The following is a 22,290-nucleotide window of genomic DNA, read 5'->3' as shown; positions in this document are numbered from 1 at the left end:
CCAGTCTAGGAGGAGACGCCACGCCGTCGTGACGCGGCGTCGATCGTGCAGTCCTCGTGCGGGACGGTGCTCTCGATCCACAGCGACCGCGCGAGGGCGCCGTCCGCGGAGAGGCTGGGCGCCGAGGGGTCTGCACCGAGGCGCAGCTCGATCGACGGCCCAGGGCCGCGGCGGGCCACGAGGAGGACGGCGTCGAGGGCGACGCCGTGCCGGTCGAGGAGGCGTAGCACCTCGGGGTCGTCGTCGCTGACCCGTGCGAGCTTGCCGAGGTGGCCTTCGTCCAGGCCGTCGAGCCGGTGCGCCGGAGGGTAGTGGACGCGGCCGTCCGCCCCCGGGATCGGATCACCGTGCGGGTCGCGCGTGGGCCGGCCCAGTTTGTGGTCGAGGCGCTCCACGAAGGCATCCGAGACCGTGTGCTCGAGCAACTCCGCCTCGTCGTGCACCTCGTCCCAGCCGTAGCCGAGCTCCGTGACGAGGAAGGTCTCGATGAGCCGGTGGCGGCGGACCATCGCGAGGGCGAGTGCCCGGCCCGACGGCGTGAGGCCGATGGGCCCGTACTTGCGGTGCTCGGCCAGGCCCAGGCCCACCAGCTTGCCCACCATCCCGGTGACGGACGAGTTCGCGACGGTGAGGCGGACGGCCAGGTGCGTGGCGGTGATCGGCTCCGCCTGCCATTCCGTGAAGGCGTAGATGGCCTTCACGTAGTCCTGCACGCTCGTCGATTCGATGCTGAGCACGGCTCCCCTGCGGCCCGTCATCAGGCGTCCCGCAGCGACGTCGCGGCGGGCGTGCTGGACGGGGCGACCGTCCTGCGTCGTCGTCGTGCCCGCCAGAGCATGCCGTCCGGCCGGCCCACGAGGTAGACGACGGCGAACACGAGGGCCTGGCACAGCACGACGGCGGCACCGGTGGAGATGTCGAGGTAGTAGCTGGCATAGATGCCGGCCACGGACGCGGCCACGGTCAGCACGACGGCGATCACCAGCATGCGGTCGAAACTGCGGGAGAGGAGGAACGCCGTGGCGCCCGGCGTGATCAGCATGGCCACGACGAGGATGATGCCCACGGCCTGGAGGCCGACGACGACGGTCAGCGCGAGCAGGCCGAGGAGGAGCGCGGACAGGAACCGGGTGTTCAGGCCGATCACGTGGGCGTGCGTGCGGTCGAAGGCCAGCAGGGTGAGGTCGCGTCGCTTCACGAGGAGGACGGTGAGGGTCACCGCGCCGAGGATCAGCACCTGCCGGACATCGCCGGCGGACACCCCGAGGACGTTGCCGAACAGGATGTGCATGAGGTCGATCTGAGACGGCGTGGCCGAGACGATGGCCAGACCGGCGGCGAAGAGGCCGGTGAAGACCACGCCGATCACGGTATCGGCCTTCAGCTTGGTGGTGGACCGGACGAGCCCGATCAGAGCCACGGCCCCGACGCCGAACACGAACGCTCCGATGGAGAAGGGGATGCCGAGGATGTAGGCGAGGGCGACGCCGGGCAGGACGGCGTGCGACACGGCGTCCCCCATCAGGGACCACCCCATGAGGATGAGCCAGCAGGAGAGCACCGCGGCGACGACGGCCGCTGCGACGGTGACGGCGAGGGCCCTCGTGAGGAAGCCGTACTGGAGCGGTTCGAGGAGGAACGCGAGGACGTCCATGTCAGGGCGCTCCCTTCGGTGAGGAGGGAGCCGCACCGGGGGAGGCGGAGGGGATACCGGCGGGCAGGGGGCCGAAGGCGAGGGCGAGGTTTCCGTGGGTCAGGACCTGCGACGGCTCGCCCTGCGCCAGGACGCGCTGGTGCAGGAGGACGGCTTCGTCGCAGAGGTCCGGCACCCCCGCGAGGTCGTGCGTGGACACGAGTACCGATCGCCCCTCGTCCCGCAACGCCTTCAGGAGTGCGGTCATGGTGTGCTCGCTCGACTGGTCGACCCCCGCGAACGGCTCGTCGAGGAGCAGGAGCCGGGCGTCCTGGGCGATGCTCCGCGCGATGAACACGCGTTTGCGCTGCCCGCCCGACAACTGCCCGATCTGGCGCCTCCTCAGTTCCGACAGCCCGACGCGCTCCAGTGCGTCGTCGACGGCCGCCCTGTCGGCCGCCCGCAGCCGGCGTGCCGTCCCGAGCCGCCCGTACAGGCCCATGCCCACGACATCCGACACCGACACCGGGAAGGTCCAGTCGACGCCCTCCGCCTGCGGCATGTAGGCGACGAGCCCGCTCTTCCTCGCCCGGGCGATGGAGCTCCCGAAGAGCTTCACGGACCCAGCCTGGGGCGTGAGGAGACCCATGAGGGAGGTGAAGAGCGTCGACTTCCCGGACCCGTTGACGCCGATGAGCCCGCAGATCCTCCCGGGCGCGAGGTGCACGCTGACATCGTCCAGGGCCAGCACGTCGTCGTAGCGGACGGTGAGGTGCCGTACGTCGATGACAGGCACGGGCTCTGCCTCCCGGGGGGTGGTCATCGTGTGAGTCCTTCCGCGATGGTGTCCAGGTCGTAGCGGATGAGGTCCACGAACGTCGGCACCGGCCCCTCGGGTCCGGACAGCGAGTCGACGTACAGCGTTCCGCCCAGCCGGGCGCCGGTGGCGAGGGCCACCTGTTCCTGGGCGGAGGGGTTGACCGTGGATTCGCAGAAGAGCGTCGGCACGCGGTTCTCCTCGACGAACGTGATGACACCGCGGATCTGCCGTGGCGTCCCCTCGGAGTCGGCGTTGACCGGCCAGATGAACGCCTCCTGGATCCCGGCGTCGCGCGCGAGATAGGAGAAGGCCCCCTCGCAGGTCACGAGTGCCGCGGCGTCGACGTCCGCCAGGTCCTCGCGGAAGTCGGCCAGCAGGGCCGCGAGCTCGGCCTTGAGCTGCCGGCCGTTCGCCGCGAAGTCGGCGGCATGCTCCGGGGCGAGTTCGGAGAGGGCCGCGACGGTGTTGTCCACGTAGGTCTGTGCGGCGACGGGGGACATCCACGCGTGGGGGTTCGCCCGTCCGCGGTAGTCGCCGGTGCGGATGTCGACGGGTTCGACGCCGTCGGACAGGACCACATGGGGTGCGTCGACGGAGTTCAGGAACCGCTCGAACCAGCGCTCCAGCCCCAGCCCGTTGTCGACGACGAGGTCTGCGTCCTGGGCCCGCACGAGGTCGGACGGCGTGGGTTCGTACCCGTGGATCTCCGCTCCCACCTTGGTGATCGACTCGACGCGGACGTGCCCGCCGCCCACGGTGTCGACGAGGTCGGCGAGGACCGAGAAGGTCGTCAGGACGCGCGGGCGGTCGTCGGGGGCGGAGGACGGCGGGGCCTGACGGGCGCACCCGGTGACCAGGACGGCGAGGACCAGGCACTGGAGCACCGTGGCCCGGCAGGACGTCCACCACCGGTTTTGAGGCATGCCTAAATCTACCGTTTAGGCATGCCGAAATCTAGGCCGTTCGCAGGGAGGTACGCCAGGCGTGGGTGTAATAGGGCAGGCGGAGCGTTGCCGTCCCGGCGAAGGCGAGGTAATCGGTGAGGTACCACCGGAGATTCGCTTCGACGCGGCCCTGCAGCGCGGGCGCCGCCCGCTGGTAGTAGCTGCGGGACCGCGCGAGGTCGAGGATGCCGGGGACGTCCAGTTCCTGGGTCCAGTGCACCACCAGGTCCTCCGGGGCGTCGAAGGCGGCCCCGAACACGGGGCGGTAGGAGGGCGAGAACACGTCACCGGCGTGCATGATGCGGGACAGCCGGTGCACCCACGGGACCGAGACGTCGAGCTGGTTCCACAGGAGGGCGAGCCGGCCCGCCGGCTTCAGGACCCGTGCTGCCTCCCGGACCGTGGCGGTGTGGTCGCACCAGTGCCACGCCTGCGCCAGGGTGAGCAGATCCAGGGAGGCCTCCGGGAGGTGGGTCTCCTCCGCCGTGCCCCGGACGGCGGGGACCCCGGGCAGCCTGTCTCCGAGGACGGCCAGCATGTCCTCGGAGGGATCCACCGCCGTCACCGCGACTCCGCGCTCCACGAGCAGTTCCGTGAAGAGGCCGGTCCCGGCGCCGAGGTCGGCTGCGCGGCGGGCGCCGGCGGGGATGATCCAGTCGGCGGCGGCCTCGGGGTAGCCGGGGCGTACGCGATCGTAGCGGCCTGCTCCGGACAGGTAAGCGGCGGCGAGATCCCTCCGGCGTTCCTCCCCGAGCCGCGGCCCGCCCTTCACCACGGCGTGCCCGCCGCGCTGCGCGTGCTGCTAGAGCAGGTCATCCACATCGGGGTTGAGGGTCCGCAGCACCTCGCTGTGCAGGGTGCCGTTGGTCGCGAGGGCGTTGCCGCCGTGAGGTCCGTCCTCGCCGTCGAGGGAGGTGAAGCGCCCTCCGGCCTCGGTGACGATCGGCACGAGCGCCGCCATGTCGTACAAGTTCAGGTCGGGTTCGCAGGCGATGTCCACCGCTCCCTCCGCCACGAGGCAGTAGGACCAGAAGTCACCGTAGGCACGCGTGCGCCAGACCCGGTCGGTGAGGTTCACGAATTCGGCGAGCGTCCCGCGTTCGCGCCAGCCGGAGAGGCTGGAGTAGGACAGCGAGGCGTCCTCGAGGCGGGAGACGTTGGAGACCCGGAGGCGCTGTGCGGCGGCGAGGGACTTCCCGGTGTAGGCGCCGGTGCCCTGGGCCGCCCACCAGCGCTTGCCCAGTGCGGGAGCGCTGACGAGGCCGACGACGGGCTTGCCGTCGTCGATGAGCGAGATGAGCGTGGCCCAGACCGGGACGCCGCGTACGAAGTTCTTGGTGCCGTCGATCGGGTCGATGACCCAGCGGCGCGAACCGGACCCGGTGCTGCCGAACTCCTCGCCGAGGATCGCATCCCGGGGCCGTGCCCGGGAGAGCTGCCCGCGGATGGCCTCCTCCGCGCTCTTGTCGGCGTCCGTCACCGGCGTGAGGTCCGGCTTGGTCTCCACCCGCAGGTCGAGCGCCTTGAAGCGCGACATGGTCTGGTCGTCCACCGAATCGGCCATGATGTGGGCGAGGCGGAGGTCGTCGTTGTAGCCCTGCGTGAAACTCATACCGTTCAACCTATCGTCTCGGTGGGCGCATCCCGTGCGGGGCGCGAGGAGTGGCCCGGAACAGCAGAAAGCCACCGGGGGCTCGCGCCGCGCGGTGGCTTTCTGACCGTCACCGCCAGGCGGTGTCGGAGGAATCAGAGAACGGTGATGTTCTCGGCCTGGGGACCCTTGGGACCCTGGGTGGTCTCGAAGTTGACCTTCTGGTTCTCTTCGAGGGAACGGTAGCCGTTCGAGTTGATCGCGGAGAAGTGGGCGAACACGTCAGCGCCGCCGTCCTCGGGAGCGATGAAGCCGAAGCCCTTTTCGGCGTTGAACCATTTCACTGTGCCAGTAGCCATTGAGATTTCCTTACCATGTGAGAGCGTCCCGACGTTCGGGGCTCATCGTGCAGTTCGTTACCCGCTTATCAAAAAAGCTGTCGAACTCCAGGTGGAGGGTCAAGGCTTAGAGATGTAATGCGCAAACAACAACAGGATCGAGCCTACCAGTGATCGGGCCGATCACTGGTGTCCGAGTTCCTTGGCGTCGTGTGAGCTGCCTCGCGCCTCGGCCGTCCCGGCGCTGAGCAGGCGCCGCAGCGAGGCCAGGCGCACGGGCCCGGAGTCGCCGGCGAGGCCTTCGGCCACGTAGCTGTCCAGGCCGCATCCGACGGCGTGGTCGTCGTGCCGGCAGCCACGCTCGCAGCGCTCGGTCCCGGGGTCGAGGTCGGGGAACGCCTTGAGGATCCTGTCGGCCTCCACGTGCGCGAGCCCGAAGGACCGGATGCCGGGGGTGTCGATGATCCAGGTGCCGGGCGCGGCATCCGCGGCTTTCAGTGCGAGCGCGGAGGAGGACGTGTGCCGTCCCCTGCCGGTCACCGCGTTCACGCCGCCCGTCGCGCGCGTGGAACCCGTCAGGGCGTTGACCATGGTGGACTTGCCGACGCCGGAGTGGCCGAGCAGTACGCTCACCTGTCCGTCGAGCTCCTCCCTCAGGGCGTCGACGGCGGTGGAGGACAGGTGCGCGGACTCGCCGTCGTCGGAGGTGGCCTCGATGCCTGTGCTGTCGTCCGTCCGGCTGATGATCACGCGGAGGTCCAGGTGTTCGTAGTTGGCGAGCAGGGGCGCGGGGTCGCGGAGGTCGGCCTTGGTGATGCACAGCAGGGGTTCGATACCGGCGTCGTAGGCGGCGACGAGCGCCCGGTCGATGAAGCCCGTCCTCGGCTCGGGGTTGGCGGCCGCGACCACGATCACGAGCTGGTCCGCGTTGGCGACCACCACGCGCTCCACCGGGTCGGTGTCGTCCGCGCTCCTGCGCAGCACCGTCGTCCGTTCCTCGATGCGCACGAGCCGCGCGAGGGAGTCGGGGCCGCCCGAGAGATCACCGACTAGGGCCACGAGGTCACCCGCGACGACGGCGTTGCGGCGCAGTTCGCGGGCCCGCGCGGCGATGACCGTCCGCTCGCCGGCCGTGCCCTCGTCGACCACGGTGGTGTAGCGTCCGCGGTCGACCGTCACGACGCGGCCCGTCTCGGCGTCCTCGTAGGCGGGGCGGTTCTTGGTCCGCGGACGGGTCCCCTTCTTGTTGGGGCGGATGCGGACGTCGGACTCGTCCCAGGCCCGCGATCCGCGGCGGTTGCCGGTCTCGCTCATGCCCTGGCCACGGGTGCGGTGGAGAGCGGCGCGCGGTCGGATCCCGGCTCGCCCGCGGTGCGCGCGAGGGCAGCCCAGAGATCGGGGAACTCCGGCATGGTCTTGGCCGTGGTGCCGATGTTCTCGACGTCCACGCCGTCCACGGCGAGTCCGATGATCGCGCCCGCGGTGGCCATCCGATGGTCGTCGTACGTGCTGAAGAGACCGCCGTGGAGCGGTGCCGGGCGGATGACGAGGCCGTCGGCCGTCTCCTCCGCGTCCCCGCCGAGCCCGTTGATCTCCGCGACGAGCGCAGCGAGCCGGTCGGTCTCGTGCCCGCGCAGGTGCGCGATGCCGGTGAGGGTCGACGGCGTCGTGGCCAGGGCGCAGAGCGCGGCGACGGTGGGGGCGAGCTCCGAGGTGTCGGCGAAGGTCCCGCCGTCCACCGACGCCCCGCCGGTGACGGTGAGGACCCCGCCGTCGAGGTCCGCCGTGGCGCCCATCAGCGGCAGGATGCGCCGCCAGGCGTCGCCGACCTGCGTGGTGGCCTCGGGCCAGTTCCGCACCCGGACGGTGCCGCCCGTGACGACGGCGGCGGCGAGGAAGGGGCCGGCGTTGGAGAGGTCGGGTTCCACGGCGGCGTCGAACGCGGTGATCGGCCCGGGGGAGACGCGCCAGTGGTTCGGCACGGAGTCGTCGACGGCCACGCCGACCGCCCGCAGGGTCTCGACGGTCATGCGGACGTGGTCGAGGCTGGGCACGGGCTTGCCCACGTGCTCGAGGTGCAGCCCGTCCGTGAAGCGCGCGCCGGCGAGCAGCAGCGCCGACACGAACTGCGAGGACGCGGAGGCGTCGATGACCAGGTGCCCGCCGTGCACCCGGCCCTCGCCCTGCACAGAGAAAGGGAGGGACCCGGCCCCGCCGTCGTCGATCCTGAGGCCGAGGCCCCGGAGGGCGTCGATGATGCTGCCCATGGGGCGGCGGCGCGCGTGCGGATCGCCGTCGAACGTGGTGGTGCCGGACACCAGGCCGGCCAGCGGGGGCACGAAGCGCATGACGGTGCCCGCGAGGCCGCAGTCCACGGCACGCGAGGCCGGCCCGCCGCTCCGCAGGGGGATCACCCGGAGGTCCGGGCCGAAGTCGCCGTCGCCGGGGACCTCCTCGATGACGGCGCCGAGCGCCCGCAGTGCGGCGATCATGAGGGCCGAATCACGTGAGTGCAGGGGCCGGCGCAGGCGGCAGGGGCCGTCCGCCAGTGCGGCAAGCACGAGATAGCGGTTGGTGAGGGACTTGGAACCGGGAACCGAGATGTCGGCGTCCACGGGCCGGGTCAGGCGGGGTGCCCTCCATCCGGTCCGGTGGGGCACCCCGCCTGATGACGCTGCCATCGAGCCTAGGAACCGACGACGTCGGACGCGGTCTTGCGGACGGCCTTGTCGGCCTTCTTCAGCTGCTTCCTGGCATCCGTCGCGAGGTGCTCGGCGCGCCAGGCGATGCCGGGGCGTCCGTTGGTGTCGACGGCGGCGAGCAGGACGGCGCCGATCAGCGAGAGGTTCTTGAGCAGCTGCGAGCGGCGGGCCTTCTTGCCCTCGGGGCTCGATGCATCGGCCGAGCGGTAGTCGACGAGCGCGTTCACCGTGGTGGTGACCGTCAGCAGCAGTGCCGCCACCCGGGAGAACCGGCCGATACCCAGGAGGATGGCCGCGCCGACCTGCGTGGCGCCGAGGACCTGGCCCACGAGCTTCTCGTTGCCGGTGATCGCGCCGGCCGAGGGGACGATCTTCGCCACGCCGGTGAGGACGGGCTTGAGCTGCGGTGCCGTGGCACCCGCCGTACGGAGTCGATCGACGCCGCTCACGACGAAGCTGCTGGCGATCAAGGGTCGGGCTACTACGCGGACAAGGGTCATAACTGCCTCCTGGTTGCCGGCGGGTCGGCCGGGCATCGGTTTCTCGGGTACGAAGCACGCTGGTCCTAGTTTTGCATGCCCCACCACCGGGGACGATCCGCGAGCCCGCGAGCGCGTGGGGTTGCGGCGCAGCCGGGAGGGGACGGTCCGCGTACGGCGGGTGCGGGGACAGGAATAAGGGGGCGGGGGGAGGGGTTGGAACAGGCGTAACGGACATGGGAACGGGAGAAGGGATTAGGGATGACAGGTGCGTGTACCGCGACGGTCGAAAGACCGGATTTCCAGTTGTCGACGTCTCCCGGGCGGGTCGACACCACGGTGTCGCAACGGCGGGAACGCGTAGACTTTGGCTCGATGAATACCACAGCCCCCGCAGGCAGCAACCAGGCCGAAGATGCACAGTTGGACGTGTCGACGGAGTCGGAAGCCGACCGCAAGGCACGCTTCGAGCGTGATGCGATGCAGTACGTCGACCAGCTCTACTCGGCCGCCATGCGTATGGCCCGCAATCCCAGCGATGCGGAGGACCTGGTGCAGGAGGCCTACACCAAGGCGTTCTCGGCCTTCCACCAGTACAAGCCGGGCACCAACCTGAAGGCGTGGCTGTACCGCATCCTCACCAATACCTACATCAACCTGTATCGGAAGAGGCAGCGCGAACCCCTCCAGTCGCACTCGGACACCATCGAGGACTGGCAGTTGGCCAAGGCTGCCGAGCACACCTCCCTCGGGCTCCGCTCGGCCGAGGTGGAGGCGCTCGACCACCTGCCCGATTCGGACGTGAAGGACGCGCTGCAGGCCATCCCCGAGGAATTCAGGCTCGCGGTGTACTTCTCGGACGTCGAGGGCTTCGCGTACAAGGAGATCTCAGAAATCATGAACACGCCCATCGGGACCGTCATGTCCCGGCTGCACCGCGGCCGCAAGCTGCTCCGCGAGCATCTCGCGGAGTACGCGCGTGATCGCGGGCTGGGCGCCAGCACCGGTGCTGGCGCGAAGGCCAAGGTCGCAGCGGGCGCGAAGGGTAAGGAACAGGAGATGGAGAAATGAGCGATTGCGGGAGCATGGGCGACTGCGCCGATGCGAGGATCGAACGTCTGTACGAGTACCTGGACGGTGCGCTGTCCCACCAGGACCTCGTCGAGATCAAGGATCACCTCAACGACTGCCCACAGTGCGCCGAGGAGCACGACCTCGAGTGCGTCATCCGGTCCGTCGTGAAGCGATCCTGCACCGAGGTGGCGCCCTCGACCCTGAAGGCGAGCATCCTCGACCGGATCAGCCACCTCAAGACCGTGGACCACTGACGACCCGGGAGACACAGAACCCGGTTCACCCGATCAACACAGAACCTCCGGCCCCTTCAGGGACCGGAGGTTCTGTGTCTGCGTCCTCCGGTGTCGGAGGACGCCTCGTACGCCTGGACTCAGGTGTTGGGGCGCTTACCGTGGTTCGCGCCACCACGCTTCCGGTCGCGACGCTTGCGTGCTCGCTTGCTCATGGCTGCCTCCTTCTTCTTCAGGCTCTGTAGTCGTGCAGAACTGCACCCAAGTCTCCCACACGGCGAGGGGCGTCGCCTAAACAGCCCGCCGCCTAGGATTGGGGGACCATCCATGATCGAAGGAGCTTGTGTATGCGCGCCGCCTACGCCGCAACCCAGTCCGCGGACACCCCTCTCGCCGGCCTCACCGTCGGGGACCTCGACATCCCCGCGGCGCCGGACGGCTTCGTCCGGGTGAGGGTCGTTGCCTCCTGCCTGAACCACCACGATCTGTGGTCGCTGAAGGGCGTCGGCCTGCGGGAGGACAGCCTGCCGATGATCCTCGGCTGCGACGCGGCGGGGATCGACGACGACGGCAACGAGGTGATCGTGCACGGCGTCGTCTCCTCGGAGGGCTGGCGCGGTGACGAGACCCTCGACCCGAAGCGCTCCCTCCTGTCCGAGCGCCACCCCGGCACGATGGCCGACTACGTCTGGGTCCCCGAGCGCAATCTGGTGCCCAAGCCGGCGGAACTGTCCTTCGAGGAGGCGGCCTGCCTGCCCACCGCGTGGCTGACGGCGTACCGCATGCTGTTCACGGTCTCGCCCGCGGCCCCCGGCTCGACGGTGCTCGTCCAGGGAGCGGGAGGCGGGGTCGCCTCGGCCCTGATCGCGCTCGCCTCCGCGGCCGGCTTCCGGGTGTGGGCGACGAGCCGCAGCGGGCAGAAGCGGCAACGGGCCCTCGACCTCGGGGCCGAGCAGGCGTTCGATGCCGGAGCCCGCCTGCCGGAGCGCGTCGACGTCGTCTTCGATTCCGTGGGGGAGGCCACGTGGGCCCACTCCCTGAAGTCCCTCGTACCGGGCGGCACCGTGGTCACGTGCGGCGCGACGAGCGGCCCGGCCCCCTCGGCGGACCTCAACCGCGTGTTCTTCCTGCAGCTGCGCGTGCTGGGCTCCACCATGGGGACACGGGACGAGCTCGTCCGGTTGACGCGTTTCCTGGTGGCCACCGGGGTGCGGCCCGTCATCGACGCCGTGCTCCCGCTCGACGACGCCGCCGAGGGGTTCCAGCGGATGCTCGACGGCGACCTGTTCGGGAAGATCGTCTTCCGCCACTGAGCGGGACTCCCGCACGACGACGAAGGACCCCTCCGCTTGGAGGGGTCCTTCGTCGTCGTGCGGGGACTGCTACTCGGCCACGCCTGCCGCCAGGATCGCCGAGCGCTGCCGGCGCCGCAGCGACTGCTCCGTCGGGTCCGGCACGGGCGCCGCCGCGAGCAGCCGGCGCGTGTACGGGTCACGGGGATATTTCAGGATCTGCTCCGTGCTGCCCTGCTCCACGAGCACGCCCTTGTTGAGCACCGCGATGTGGCTCGCGAGCAGTTCGACGACGGCGAGGTCGTGGCTGACGAAGAGGCACGCGAAGCCCCGCTCGCGCTGGAGCTCCTGCAGCAGGTCGAGGACCTTCGCCTGCACGGAGACGTCGAGGGCCGACGTCGGCTCGTCCGCGACGAGGAGGTCGGGCTGGAGCGACAGCGCGCGGGCGATCCCGACGCGCTGGCGCTGGCCGCCCGAGAGCTCGTGCGGGTACCGGTTGCGGAAGGCGACCGGCAGCTGGACGTCCTCCAGCAGCGACGCGACCCGCTTGTCCAGGTCCGCGCGGTTCAGCTTCTCGTGCAGGAACAGCGGCTCGCCGATGCTCTCACCGATCGACATCCGCGGGTTGAGGGACGCCGCGGGATCCTGGAACACGATCGCGAAGCGCTTGCGCAGCGGCAGGAGCTGGCGGGCGCTGAGCTCCGTGATGTCCGTGCCGCCGATCCGCACCCGGCCTCCGGAGGTCCTGATCAGGCCGGTGACGGCGCGCGCGATCGTGGACTTGCCCGAGCCCGACTCCCCGACGAGCCCCATGACCTCGCCCGGGTTGATGGTGAGGGAGACACCCGAGACCGCCTTGAAGGGCGGCTGGCGGAAGCGCCCGGGGTACTCGATGTCGACGTCCGTGAGTTCGAGCGCCGGGACGACGCCGGACGCGGTGTGGGACTCGCGCGCGCGCAGGGTCGCCGCGGCGTACTCCTCGTGGATGCTCAGGTGTCCGTCGACCACCTCGACGTCCGTGAGGACGCCGCCCACCTTCGAGCCCAGGTGGGGCACGGACCCGAGGAGCTGCTTGGTGTAGGCCTCGGCCGGGGCCGCGAACAGTTGCGCCGTCGGCGCAGCCTCGACGATCCGCCCGCGCTCCATGACGACGACGCGGTCCGCGAGGTCGGCGACGACCCCCATGTCGTGGGTGATCAGGAGCACGGCGCTGTTGAGCCGCTTGTTGAGCTTGCGCAGGAGGTCCAGGACCTCGGCCTGGACGGTGACGTCCAGCGCCGTCGTCGGCTCGTCCGCGATGAGCAGCATCGGGTCGTTGGCCAGGGCGATGGCTATCATGGCGCGTTGCCGCTGGCCACCCGAGAACTGGTGCGGGAAGTTGTCGTAGCGGCGCTCCGGCTCCGGGATCTCCACCATGCGCAGGAGCTCGATGGACCGCTTCTTCGCCTGCGTGGGGGAGAGCTCGGTGTGCTGCTCGACGGCTTCGCGGATCTGCTCGCCGACGGTCAGCACCGGGTTGAGGGCGGTCATGGGCTCCTGGAAGATCATCGCGATCTCGTTGCCGCGGACCCGCCGGAGCGTGCCCTGCGAGGCGCCGATGAGTTCCTTGCCGAGCATCTTCGCGCTGCCGTGCGAGCGCCCGTTGCGGGGGAGGAGCCCGAGCAGGGCCATGGAGGACATGCTCTTGCCCGAGCCGGATTCGCCGACGATCGCGAGGATCTCGCCGGGGTGGATCTCGTAGGAGACGTCCTCGGCGGCCATGACCCACTCGTTGTCGACGTTGAACTCGACGCCGAGGCCCTGGACGGCGAGGATCGGTCCGTCGACGGGGGATGCCTGCTCGTCCGAGATGGTGACGGTACTGGAACTCATTACTGCTTCACCCTTGTCTGCTTGGGATCGAATGCGTCGCGCAGGCCGTCACCGATGAAGTTGACGGCGAGGGCGATGCCGATGATGAAGGCGCCGGGCCACAGGAACAGCCACGGCCGGACGGTGAGCGCCGAGCGGTTGTCGTTGATGGCCTTGCCGAGGGAGGTGTCGGGGGCCGTGACGCCGAGGCCGAGGTAGCTCAGGGCTGTCTCGAGGAGGATGGCCCCGGAGATGGCGAGCGTCGTGGAGACGATGATCACGCCGACCGTGTTGGGCAGGATGTGGCGGAAGATGATGCGGGCGGAACTGGCTCCGACCGACTTCGCGGACTCGACGAACTCCTTCTCGCGCAGGGACAGGAACTCGCCGCGGACCAGGCGCGCGAGGCCGGTCCAGGTCACGAGGCCGAGGAAGACGGCGAAGGGGATGATGCCGTATTCGGCGACGATGCCCGCGACCGCGGCCGCGATGACGACGGTCGGGATGGTGATCACGACGTCGGTGATGCGCATGAGGAAGGCCTCGGTCCAGCCGCGGAAGTAGCCGGCGACGGCGCCGACCGTGGTGCCGATGACCATGGCCACGATGCCGACGACGAACGCGATGATCAGCGAGGTCTGGATGCCGCGCATCGTCAGGGCGAAGTAGTCGCGGCCCAGCACGTCCTGGCCGAACGGGTGCTCGCCCAGGCTGAACGGCCACAGCGTCAGGGTGGGCTTGCCTTCGTTGAACCGGTCAGCGAGGACGTCGTAGTCCTTGTCCCACCAGCCGGGGATGCCCGCGAAGCCGATCGAGGTGAACGCGAGGAGGAAGATCAGCGTGAGGAGCGCGATGCCGGCGAGGGCGCCCTTGTGCCGGAAGAACCGTTCCCGGATGAGGCGCCCCTGGCTCTTGGCCTCCGTGGTCCGGATGCGGTCGGTCTGCTCGCGGGTGGGGATGGCCGTGGCGATGTCCGTGTCCTGGCTCTGCAGGGTCATCTCGGACAATTCGACCGACGGGCGGGAATCGTCCCGCGGGTTCTGGTGATTGCTCATGATCGGGTCCTAGCTCAGGGTGATGCGCGGGTCGAGGAACGCGTAGGCGATGTCGGCGAGCATGTTGAACAGTACGGCCGCGGTGCCGACGACGAGGAAGAAGGCCATGACCGGCCCGGGATCCACGTGGTTGATGCCGTCGATGAACATCTTGCCCATGCCGTTCCAGCCGAAGACCTGCTCCGTGATGACGGCGCCGCCGAGGACACCGGCGAAGTCGAACGCCATCAGGGTGGTGATCGGGATCATCGCGTTGCGGAACGCGTGCTTGACCAGGACGGTGCGCTCGCTGAGGCCCTTGGCCCGTGCGGTGCGGATGTAGTCCTGGTTCATGACGTCGAGCTGGCTGGCCCTGGTGTACCGCGTGTAGGTGGCGAACGAGATGAGCGTCAGCGCTATGGTCGGCAGGATCAGGTGCAGCGCGTAGTCGAGGTTGATCTCCCAGAACGTTCCCGCCAGGTTGGCGGACTGCGAGCCGGTGGTGGGGATGGGCCGTCCTCCCGCCTTGGCGGACAGGGTCGGGTAGGCCTGCAGGAGACGGTCCAGCAGGATCAGCAGGCTCACCGACACCGCGATGACGGCGCCGATCTTCGCGGCCTGGGCGCGGAACGGGCCCCCGACGACCCCGGCGACGACGTAGGCGAGCACCGCCGTGACGATCACGAGCGCCAGCACGACGAACCAGGTCGGATCATCGAGGATGAGGAGCGAGACGAGGTAGCCGAGGAAGCTGACGCCGGCGGCCGCGAGGGCGGCGTTCAGGACGCGCCGACGGCGGAAGCCGGCGAGGAGGGCCGTCCACAGGACGGCGATGCCCGCGGCGGAGACCAGCATCCCGACGACGCCGAGGCCCGGGCTGACGAACCAGCCGGTGACGAGGAGGAGGTAGAGCGCGACGGCGGTGGCCGCGGCAGCGATGCCGAAGGTGGCCAGGCGCCGCCTCCGGTCGCCACCGACGACCACCGCCCAGATGACGCCGGCGATCACCCCGATCAGGGCGATCGTGAGATAGGAGAACTGCGGATTGGCCAGCCACGTGTTGAGGTCGATCGCAAGATACTGCTTGAGGAGCGTGGAGAGCCAGAACAGGGGCAGCGAGAACAGCAGGAAGGAGATGAAGGTGATCGAGTAGTCGAAGACGCTGTACTGGCGGATCGCCGTCACGATCCCGACGATCACGCCGAGCACGAGGGCGAGGACGGTCGCCACGACGACGAGGCGCAGCGTCGAGCCCATCGCGTTCTCGAGCTGGGGGAGGACTGCGGCACCGGAGCGGTCCATGCCGAGGGTGCAGCTCACTCCGCCGGGGACGAGGCAGTGGCCGACCTCCTGCAACCAGAGGAAGTAGCGGGGGATGGGAGGGACGTCCAGGTTCATGGCCGCTGTGCGGGCGGCGATGGTGGCGGCCTTCTCCGGGCCGCTGGTCTCACCGAGGTCCTCGAAGGGATCACCCGACGAGATGGTGAGGAAGTACATCAGCGTGGTGGCTGCAAGCATGATGAAGAACGAGATGATCGTTCGTTTGGCGATGAAGTAGAACACGTGGGGGCTCCTTGGGAACGGTGCAGGCTGTAGCGGTGCCGGGCACAGGGACGGGCAGGCCCGCGGGCCTGCCCGTCCTCATGCGTCAGCGGAAGGCTGCAATCAGTTCTGCTTCGTCCAGCTGTAGGCGTTCCAGGTGATACCGGTCTGCGTCGGGTTCATCTCGACGCCCTCGAGCTTCGAGGAGGACCCGATGATGTCGGCGTTCGCGTAGAGCACCACGTTGTACTGCGTCTCGGCGAGACGCTGTTCGAGCTCGGTCTTCAGGGGCACGACCTGCTCTTCGTCCGTGTTCGTGACGATCTCGCTCCAGAGGCGGTCGACCTCCTCGTCGGCGTAGCCGCCGAAGTTCTGCTCGCCACCCGAGACGTAGATCGACTCACCGGAGGCGACGAGGCCGGAACCGGCCCAGCCGAAGAGCACTGCGTCCCACGCGCCGGGCTGCGAGAGCTTGGCGCTCCACTCGGCCTCGGGCTGCGGGATGATCTCGAACCCTGCCTTGTCGCAGGAGTCCTTGACCAGTGCCACCATGTCGGCGCGCAGCTGGCTGGTGGACGCGTACATCAGCGAGACCTTGACGGGCTCGGTCTTGCCGGCCTCGGCGAGCAGGGCCTTGGCGCCTTCGATGTCCGCGGCACCGTCACCCTGGGCGGCGGGAGCGCCGTCGAGGACCGTGTCGTAGTCGGGCTGTCCGGGCTGGTACTCGCGCAGGTTCATGACCGTTCCCTCGGGATCGATCGGCGTCACGAACTTGTCGACCATGTCCGCGCGGGGCGTGCAGGCGTTGAAGGCCTGACGGACCTTGAGGTCCTCGAAGACGGCGCCGGGACGCTGGTCGAGGTCGATGTGCGAGAAGGTCAGTGAGGTGCCGGTGTCGACCGTGACGGTCTCGCCGATCTGCTCGAGGGCGGCCTTGGTGTCGACCGTGGGGCTGGAGGGGTCGATCACGTCGACGTCGCCGTTCTGGAGGGCCTGGACGGCCTCTTCGTCGACGACGGTCTTGAAGACGATCATGTCCGTCTGGCCGGCCCGCTCCTCACCCCAGTACTGGTCGTTCTTCACGAGCGTCAGGGTGCCGTTGGTCGCGTTGTCCAGCTTGTACGGGCCGGACGAGGGGAGCAGCGCGGTGTCCGGCAGGGTCGGCAGGTCCACCTCGTAGTCCCAGCCGGTGTTCCAGAACTCGGCGACGGGCGTGAGTGCTGCGATGTCGGTCGCCTTGACGGCTTCGACGAGCTCGGCGCCGTCACCCTCAGGGGACAGCCCGCCCTGCTCGGCGGCGATGTGCGCGGGCATGAGGGTACCCGGCGTGAGGAGGGCTTCCCAGTCGGCGTAGGGCTCCGAGAAGACGACCTCGAACTCCTTGTCGCCCGGCTCGCCCTCGATCATGTCCATCAGGGCGAAGCCGTTGGTCGAAGCGGCCTGGAAGAGGTCCGACTCGGCGCCCGTCTCGGGATCCTTCTCACCGGTGGGGTGCGTGCCCGACAGGGCTGCCCAGGTGAGCAGGACGTCGTCGTAGTCGATCGGCACGCCGTCGGACCACACAGCATCTTCGTTGATGGTGTATTTGACGGTGAGCGGGTCATCGCTGACCTTCTCGTACGAGCCGAAGTCCGGGTTGGCCTCGAGCTCCCCTGCCGCCGTGAAGGCAGCGAACCCGCCCGAGGTCAGGTTGTCCACGTAGGTGTTGTAGACGGAGTTCGTGGCGGCCGTGTTGCCGTTGTAGCCGGTCGGAGCCTGGCTGATCGCGACGTTGATCGTCGTGGCCAGGTTCTCCTCGGCACTTTCCGAGGCCGGGGCCGCGGCGGTCCCGCCCGCCGATCCACAGGCACTCAGGGCGAGCGCTCCGATGGACAGTGCGGCGAGCGTCAATGTGCGCTTATTACGCATTCGATAGTCCTTACTGTGCTGGGCGCGAGGGACGCAGCAATGTCCCACGAGGCGGATTGCCGCCGTGACGGCAATCACACTCGGTCAGCATAGCGAAGGATCGTTGCCTTCGGACACTCAGTAAGTCACTGATAACCCATTTGTTACCCCGGCGAAACATAAGGCGTCTGAGCAATGAGAAAGGCCCCGCGGACAGCGTGTCCCCGGGGCCCTCCAGCTCGTGGATGCCTTACTCTGGCGCGGGCACTTCCAGCCACTGGAACCACCCGCGGTGCAGCACGAGCCAAGCCATCAGGCCATAGCCGGCCTGGCCCGGCGTCCCGCCGTTGGACGCGAGGTCATGGCGCCACTGCTCGTGGGCGAGCAGGGGGCTGAAGGTGTCGACGAAGACGTGCTTGCGGCGCGTGGTCACGTCACCGAAGGCGGCGGACAGATCGGCCAGGCGGCGGTTCCGTTCGGGGTCGAGCCCGGGGGGAGGTCCGACGACGAGTGCCTTGACGCTCGACTGCGAGGCGCCGTCGAGGATGTTCGCGAGATTGAGGCGGCTCCTCGCGGTGGACAGCTCCAGGTCCAGGTCGCGGTCCGACAGCCCGATCACCAGGCGGTTGTCGTAGCCGTCGGCGAAGCGGCGCCCCGCCTCCTGCAGCCAGCGGTTCGCCAGGGCCTCGGTGCCCTCACCGGGAGCGGCCAGGCTGTACGCCTCGACGGACACGTTGTCGGGTCGGGTCCGCGCCATCACGCGACCGAGCCAGCCGAGAGCCCTCGGATCACCGAGCCCTGCGAGGAGTTCGTCGCCCACTGCTGCTAGCCGGATTCTGCGTTGTTCCACTGGTTCCTCGGTGTACTCGTCGAAAAGTGCATGGCTGCCCGGGCATGCCGCTGACAGGCCCTTAAAGACATCGGGTGGGACCGGAGCCCCACCCGACATCATACTGATGGCTTACTATTGCCGGCCGAACGCCAGCTTGATCAGGAGTTCCTGCTCCTTGGCGTGGTTCTTCGCCGAACCCGTCGCCGTGGAGGCCGAGGCGGGGCGCGACGCGAGCCGGAGGGGCCGGTCGAGCTCCTGGGGGAGGTTGAGCCCGATGAAGGGCCACGGTCCCTGGTTGGCCGGCTCGTCCTGGGCCCATACGAGCTCCGCCCCGGGGTAGGTGTCCAGTGCGGCCCTGATCTCCTCCACCGGCAGCGGGTAGAGCTGCTCCACGCGAATGATGGCCGTCCTGCCGTCGTCGAGCTTCTGGCGCGAGGCCAGCAGGTCGTAGTAGAGCCGGCCGGAGACGAGGATGACCCGCTCGACGTCCTTCCCGGGTGTCTCGAGCGTGTCGGGGATGACGGGCCGGAAGGTGCCCTGCGTGAAGTCCTCCACCGAACTCGCGGCCGCCTTGAGGCGGAGGAGCTGCTTTGGGGTGAAGATGATCAGCGGCTTCCTCGGACGCGTGTAGGCGTGCCGGCGCAGCAGGTGGAAGTGCGAGGCGGCGTTGCTCGGGTTCGCGACGACCATGTTCTCCTCGGCGCACATCTGCAGGAAGCGTTCGATGCGCGCGGACGAGTGGTCGGGGCCCTGGCCCTCGTAGCCGTGGGGCAGCATCAGGACGAGCGAGGACCGCTGTCCCCACTTCTGCTCCGCGGAACTGATGAACTCGTCGATGATGGTCTGCGCGCCGTTGACGAAGTCACCGAACTGCGCTTCCCAGATCACGAGGGCGTCGGGACGCTCCACCGAGTAGCCGTACTCGAAGCCCATGGCCGCGTATTCGCTCAGCAGGGAGTCGTAGATCCAGAACTTGGCCTGGTCCTCGCTGAGGTCGTCGAGCGGCAGCCACTCGTGCCCGGTGGCGCGGTCGTGGAAGACGGCGTGCCGCTGCACGAAGGTGCCACGGCGGGAGTCCTGGCCCGCGAGCCGGACGGGGACGCCCTCCATGAGGAGGGAGCCGAAGGCCGCGATCTCGCCGAAACCCCAGTCGATCCCGCCTTCGCGGGACATCTGCTCGCGCTTGTCGAGCAGTGCCTTGAGCTTCGGGTGGACCGTGAAGCCCTCCGGGATCGCGGTGTGCGCCGCTCCGATGTGCGCCAGCGTCTCCGTGCTGATCGCCGTCTGCGGGGCGGCTGCAGCCTCGCTGTCGGACTGCTGCGCGTAGGGCCGTTCCAGGTCCGAGACCGCCTGCGGGTCCTTGGCGATGACCGGGATCGGGGAGGTCTGCGCCGCATGGGTCTCGGCGAAGACGCGCTCGAGGCGCTCCTGGTAGTCGCGCAGTGCCTGCTCGGCTTCCTCCTGCGTGATGTCCCCGCGACCGATCAGCGCCTCGGTGTACAGCTTCCGGACGGAACGCTTGGCCTCGATCAGGTTGTACATCATGGGCTGCGTCATCGAGGGATCGTCGCCCTCGTTGTGGCCGCGACGGCGGTAGCAGACCATGTCGATGACGACGTCCTTGTTGAACCTCTGGCGGAACTGATACGCCAGCTGGGCCACGCGGACCACGGCCTCGGGGTCGTCGCCGTTGACGTGGAAGATGGGTGCCTGGACCATCTTCGCGACGTCGGTGGAGTACACCGAGGAGCGCGACGACGTCGGGCTCGTGGTGAAGCCGACCTGGTTGTTCACGATGACGTGGATGGTGCCGCCGGTGCGGTAGCCGCGCAGCTGGGAGAGGTTGAGGGTCTCCGCCACCACTCCCTGGCCCGCGAAGGCCGCGTCGCCGTGGATGAGGATCGGCAGGACGGGGAACGTCTCACCCTGGTCCAGCAGGTCCTGCTTGGCGCGGACGATGCCCTCGAGCACGGGGTCCACCGCCTCGAGGTGGGACGGGTTCGCGGCGAGGTAGACCTTCGTCTCGTTGCCGGCGTCGGAGGTGAACGTCCCCTCGGTGCCGAGGTGGTACTTGACGTCGCCCGAGCCCTGGACCGAGCGCGGATCCTGGGTCCCCTCGAACTCGCGGAAGACCTGGGCATAGGTCTTGCCGGCGATGTTGGTGAGGACGTTGAGCCGCCCGCGGTGCGCCATGCCGATGGCGACCTCGTCGAGTCCGTCGTCGGCCGCGCCGGAGATGACGGCGTCGAGCAGCGGGATCAGGGACTCGCCGCCTTCGAGGGAGAAGCGTTTCTGGCCGACGAACTTGGTCTGCAGGAACGTCTCGAACGCCTCCGCGGAGTTCAGCTTGTGCAGGATGCGCAGCTGCTCCTCGCGGCTGGGCTTGGAGTACGGGTGCTCCAGCTCGTCCTGGAACCACTGGCGCTCTTCGGGGTCCTGCAGGTGCATGTACTCGATGCCGGTGGTGCGGCAGTAGGCGTCGCGGAGCACCCCGAGCATGTCGCGGAACTTGAGCGACGGCTGGCCGCCGAAGCCGCCCGTGGGCCATTCGCGGTCGAGGTCCCACAGGGTCAGGCCGTGCGTGCGGATGTCGAGGTCGGCGTGCTTGCGCTGGACGTACTCGAGCGGATTGGTGTCCGCCATGAGGTGCCCGCGCACGCGGTACGCATGGATGAGCTGCTGGATCCGGGCGACCTTGTTGATCTGGTCCATCGGATCGACCTGGATGTCCGCGCTCCAGCGCACGGGCTCGTAGGGGATGCGCAGCGACTCGAAGATCTCGTCGTAGAAGTTCTGCTCACCCAGCAGCAGCTGGTGGATGATGCGCAGGAACTCGCCGCTGCCGGCGCCCTGGATCACGCGGTGGTCGTAGGTCGAGGTCAGGGTGATGGTCTTGCTGATCGCGTGCTTCGCGAGCGTCTTCTCGCTGGAGCCCTGGAACTCGGCGGGGTACTCGAGGGCGCCCGCGCCGATGATGCAGGCCTGACCCTTGGACAGGCGCGGCACCGAGTGCACCGTGCCGATGCCGCCCGGGTTGGTCAGGGACACGGTGGTGCCCGCGTAGTCGTCGGCACCGAGCTTGCCGGCGCGGGCCTTCTTCACGAGGTCCTCGTAGGCGTGCCAGAACTCCGAGAAGTTCATGGTCTCGGCCTTCTTGATGTTCGGCACCACGAGCGAGCGCGTGCCGTCCGGTTTCGGCATGTCGATGGCCAGGCCGAAGTTCACGTGGGCGGGCTGCACCGCGGACGGCTTGCCGTCGACGACGTCGTAGTAGACGTTCTGGGAGGGGAACTGGGCGAGCGCGCGGATGATGGCGTACCCGATCAGGTGGGTGAAGGACACCTTGCCGCCGCGGGCGCGGGCAAGGTTGCTGTTGATGACCACACGGTTGTCGATGAGCAGCTTCGCGGGGATGGCGCGGACGCTCGTCGCCGTCGGTACGCTGAGGCTCGCCTCCATGTTGGTGGAGATCGCCTTCGCGGGGCCGCGCAGCACGCTGACCTTGTTCTCATCCATCTCGGGGTTCCGGTCCGAGGCGGGAAGCTGTGCGGGGATGGGCTTTGCTGCGGGCTTGTCCTCGCGCGAGGAGTCCGGCTTCTTCGCCGGCTCGTTGGCGACGGGAGGCTTGCCGCTCTGCTGGGTGCTCGCAGGCGATTCTCCGGAGGCCTTCGGCGCCGCGGTCTCGGTCTTCACGACCGGCAGTTCCCGCGTGGAGAGATTCGCTGCCGACGGGGAGGCCGACGGCGGGCTGGCCGGTGCCGGGGCGGCGGGCTTCGTGACGGCGGGCGGCGTCGCCCTGTCCGCCGGGGCGTCCGCGCCGCTGCGGCCGTTCCCCGACGGCGCACCCTCGGCGTCGAACGAGTCGAAGAGTTCCCACCACTTGCGGTCCACCGAGTGGCGGTCCCGCTTGAACTGCTCGTAGAGCTCGTCAACAAGCCACTCGTTCCCGCCGAATTCTTCAGGTAGACGGTGGCTGGTCTGTTCTGGCACTTGGTATACGCCTCTTCCGTAAGTTGCCCTGAGCGCGGTGCGGTCGGC

Annotated in this window: 20 protein-coding genes; 3 read left to right on the top strand and 17 right to left on the bottom strand. The window is 69.1% G+C overall.

The window, feature by feature from the left end:
• Positions 1 to 5: 5 nt before the first annotated feature.
• The 10 genes from AC4D2F_RS04855 to AC4D2F_RS04810 form a co-directional block, all read right to left on the bottom strand.
• Positions 6 to 758, bottom strand: coding sequence for a metal-dependent transcriptional regulator (locus tag AC4D2F_RS04855; RefSeq protein ID WP_490909695.1), 753 nt, complete (start codon positions 756 to 758; stop codon positions 6 to 8).
• Positions 758 to 1,654 carry a metal ABC transporter permease gene (locus tag AC4D2F_RS04850; RefSeq protein ID WP_490909694.1) on the bottom strand — a complete coding sequence of 299 codons (897 nt, stop codon included), beginning with the start codon at positions 1,652 to 1,654 and terminating at the stop codon, positions 758 to 760. Before AC4D2F_RS04850 ends, AC4D2F_RS04855 begins: the two co-directional genes overlap by 1 nt.
• A gap of 1 nt (position 1,655) precedes the next feature.
• Positions 1,656 to 2,456 carry a metal ABC transporter ATP-binding protein gene (locus AC4D2F_RS04845; protein ID WP_490909693.1) on the bottom strand — a complete coding sequence of 267 codons (801 nt, stop codon included), beginning with the start codon at positions 2,454 to 2,456 and terminating at the stop codon, positions 1,656 to 1,658.
• Positions 2,453 to 3,376: a metal ABC transporter substrate-binding protein gene (locus AC4D2F_RS04840; protein ID WP_490909692.1), complete on the bottom strand. Its 924-nt coding sequence runs from the start codon at positions 3,374 to 3,376 to the stop codon at positions 2,453 to 2,455. Before AC4D2F_RS04840 ends, AC4D2F_RS04845 begins: the two co-directional genes overlap by 4 nt.
• 31 nt (positions 3,377 to 3,407) lie before the next feature.
• Positions 3,408 to 4,169, bottom strand: coding sequence for a class I SAM-dependent methyltransferase (locus tag AC4D2F_RS04835; RefSeq protein WP_490909691.1), 762 nt, complete (start codon positions 4,167 to 4,169; stop codon positions 3,408 to 3,410).
• A 30-nt stretch (positions 4,170 to 4,199) separates the two neighbouring features.
• Complete coding sequence (gene hisN, locus AC4D2F_RS04830; protein ID WP_104165812.1) at positions 4,200 to 5,009, bottom strand: histidinol-phosphatase; 810 nt, start codon at positions 5,007 to 5,009, stop codon at positions 4,200 to 4,202.
• 134 nt (positions 5,010 to 5,143) lie between these two features.
• Positions 5,144 to 5,347 carry a cold-shock protein gene (locus AC4D2F_RS04825; protein ID WP_043446208.1) on the bottom strand — a complete coding sequence of 68 codons (204 nt, stop codon included), beginning with the start codon at positions 5,345 to 5,347 and terminating at the stop codon, positions 5,144 to 5,146.
• A 162-nt stretch (positions 5,348 to 5,509) separates the two neighbouring features.
• The gene (gene rsgA / locus AC4D2F_RS04820; protein WP_490909690.1) at positions 5,510 to 6,640 is read right to left on the bottom strand and encodes a ribosome small subunit-dependent GTPase A; all 1,131 of its coding nucleotides are present in this window, start codon (positions 6,638 to 6,640) and stop codon (positions 5,510 to 5,512) included.
• Positions 6,637 to 8,007: a 3-phosphoshikimate 1-carboxyvinyltransferase gene (aroA, locus tag AC4D2F_RS04815; protein WP_490909689.1), complete on the bottom strand. Its 1,371-nt coding sequence runs from the start codon at positions 8,005 to 8,007 to the stop codon at positions 6,637 to 6,639. Before aroA ends, rsgA begins: the two co-directional genes overlap by 4 nt.
• A 5-nt stretch (positions 8,008 to 8,012) precedes the next feature.
• On the bottom strand, positions 8,013 to 8,528 hold the full coding sequence (locus tag AC4D2F_RS04810) for a DoxX family protein (protein WP_104165806.1): 516 nt from the start codon (positions 8,526 to 8,528) through the stop codon (positions 8,013 to 8,015).
• A gap of 354 nt (positions 8,529 to 8,882) precedes the next feature.
• Between AC4D2F_RS04810 and AC4D2F_RS04805 the strand changes: the two genes are divergently transcribed.
• The gene (locus tag AC4D2F_RS04805) at positions 8,883 to 9,578 is read left to right on the top strand and encodes a sigma-70 family RNA polymerase sigma factor (RefSeq protein ID WP_219815680.1); all 696 of its coding nucleotides are present in this window, start codon (positions 8,883 to 8,885) and stop codon (positions 9,576 to 9,578) included.
• Positions 9,575 to 9,835 (top strand): mycothiol system anti-sigma-R factor, encoded by a 261-nt coding sequence (gene rsrA / locus AC4D2F_RS04800; RefSeq protein WP_104165803.1) that lies wholly within the window; start codon positions 9,575 to 9,577, stop codon positions 9,833 to 9,835. Before AC4D2F_RS04805 ends, rsrA begins: the two co-directional genes overlap by 4 nt.
• A 119-nt stretch (positions 9,836 to 9,954) precedes the next feature.
• On the opposite strand, the gene AC4D2F_RS04795 is transcribed toward rsrA, so the two are convergent.
• Positions 9,955 to 10,029: a 50S ribosomal protein bL37 gene (locus AC4D2F_RS04795; protein ID WP_369299106.1), complete on the bottom strand. Its 75-nt coding sequence runs from the start codon at positions 10,027 to 10,029 to the stop codon at positions 9,955 to 9,957.
• A 132-nt stretch (positions 10,030 to 10,161) separates the two neighbouring features.
• On the opposite strand from AC4D2F_RS04795, the gene AC4D2F_RS04790 reads away from it, so the two are divergent.
• Positions 10,162 to 11,127 (top strand): zinc-binding dehydrogenase, encoded by a 966-nt coding sequence (locus AC4D2F_RS04790; protein ID WP_490909688.1) that lies wholly within the window; start codon positions 10,162 to 10,164, stop codon positions 11,125 to 11,127.
• Between the two features lie 69 nt (positions 11,128 to 11,196).
• Here the strand turns inward: AC4D2F_RS04790 and AC4D2F_RS04785 are convergent, their stop codons facing one another.
• The 6 genes from AC4D2F_RS04785 to AC4D2F_RS04760 form a co-directional block, all read right to left on the bottom strand.
• Positions 11,197 to 12,978, bottom strand: a complete 1,782-nt coding sequence (locus AC4D2F_RS04785; RefSeq protein ID WP_490909687.1) for an ABC transporter ATP-binding protein — start codon at positions 12,976 to 12,978, stop codon at positions 11,197 to 11,199.
• On the bottom strand, positions 12,978 to 14,012 hold the full coding sequence (locus tag AC4D2F_RS04780; RefSeq protein ID WP_231554534.1) for an ABC transporter permease: 1,035 nt from the start codon (positions 14,010 to 14,012) through the stop codon (positions 12,978 to 12,980). Before AC4D2F_RS04780 ends, AC4D2F_RS04785 begins: the two co-directional genes overlap by 1 nt.
• Positions 14,013 to 14,021: 9 nt before the next feature.
• Positions 14,022 to 15,554: an ABC transporter permease gene (locus AC4D2F_RS04775; protein ID WP_490909686.1), complete on the bottom strand. Its 1,533-nt coding sequence runs from the start codon at positions 15,552 to 15,554 to the stop codon at positions 14,022 to 14,024.
• Positions 15,555 to 15,656: 102 nt separating this feature from the next.
• The gene (locus AC4D2F_RS04770; protein ID WP_104165792.1) at positions 15,657 to 17,441 is read right to left on the bottom strand and encodes an ABC transporter family substrate-binding protein; all 1,785 of its coding nucleotides are present in this window, start codon (positions 17,439 to 17,441) and stop codon (positions 15,657 to 15,659) included.
• A gap of 229 nt (positions 17,442 to 17,670) precedes the next feature.
• Positions 17,671 to 18,270 (bottom strand): GDSL-type esterase/lipase family protein, encoded by a 600-nt coding sequence (locus AC4D2F_RS04765; RefSeq protein ID WP_104165790.1) that lies wholly within the window; start codon positions 18,268 to 18,270, stop codon positions 17,671 to 17,673.
• A gap of 114 nt (positions 18,271 to 18,384) precedes the next feature.
• Positions 18,385 to 22,242 carry a multifunctional oxoglutarate decarboxylase/oxoglutarate dehydrogenase thiamine pyrophosphate-binding subunit/dihydrolipoyllysine-residue succinyltransferase subunit gene (locus AC4D2F_RS04760; RefSeq protein WP_490909685.1) on the bottom strand — a complete coding sequence of 1,286 codons (3,858 nt, stop codon included), beginning with the start codon at positions 22,240 to 22,242 and terminating at the stop codon, positions 18,385 to 18,387.
• Between the last annotated feature and the right edge of the window lie 48 nt (positions 22,243 to 22,290).

This window comes from Arthrobacter sp. TJ-263 (assembly GCF_058269155.1).
Note: the sequence above shows the minus strand (reverse complement) of the source record. Positions and strands in the feature narration are given on the sequence as shown.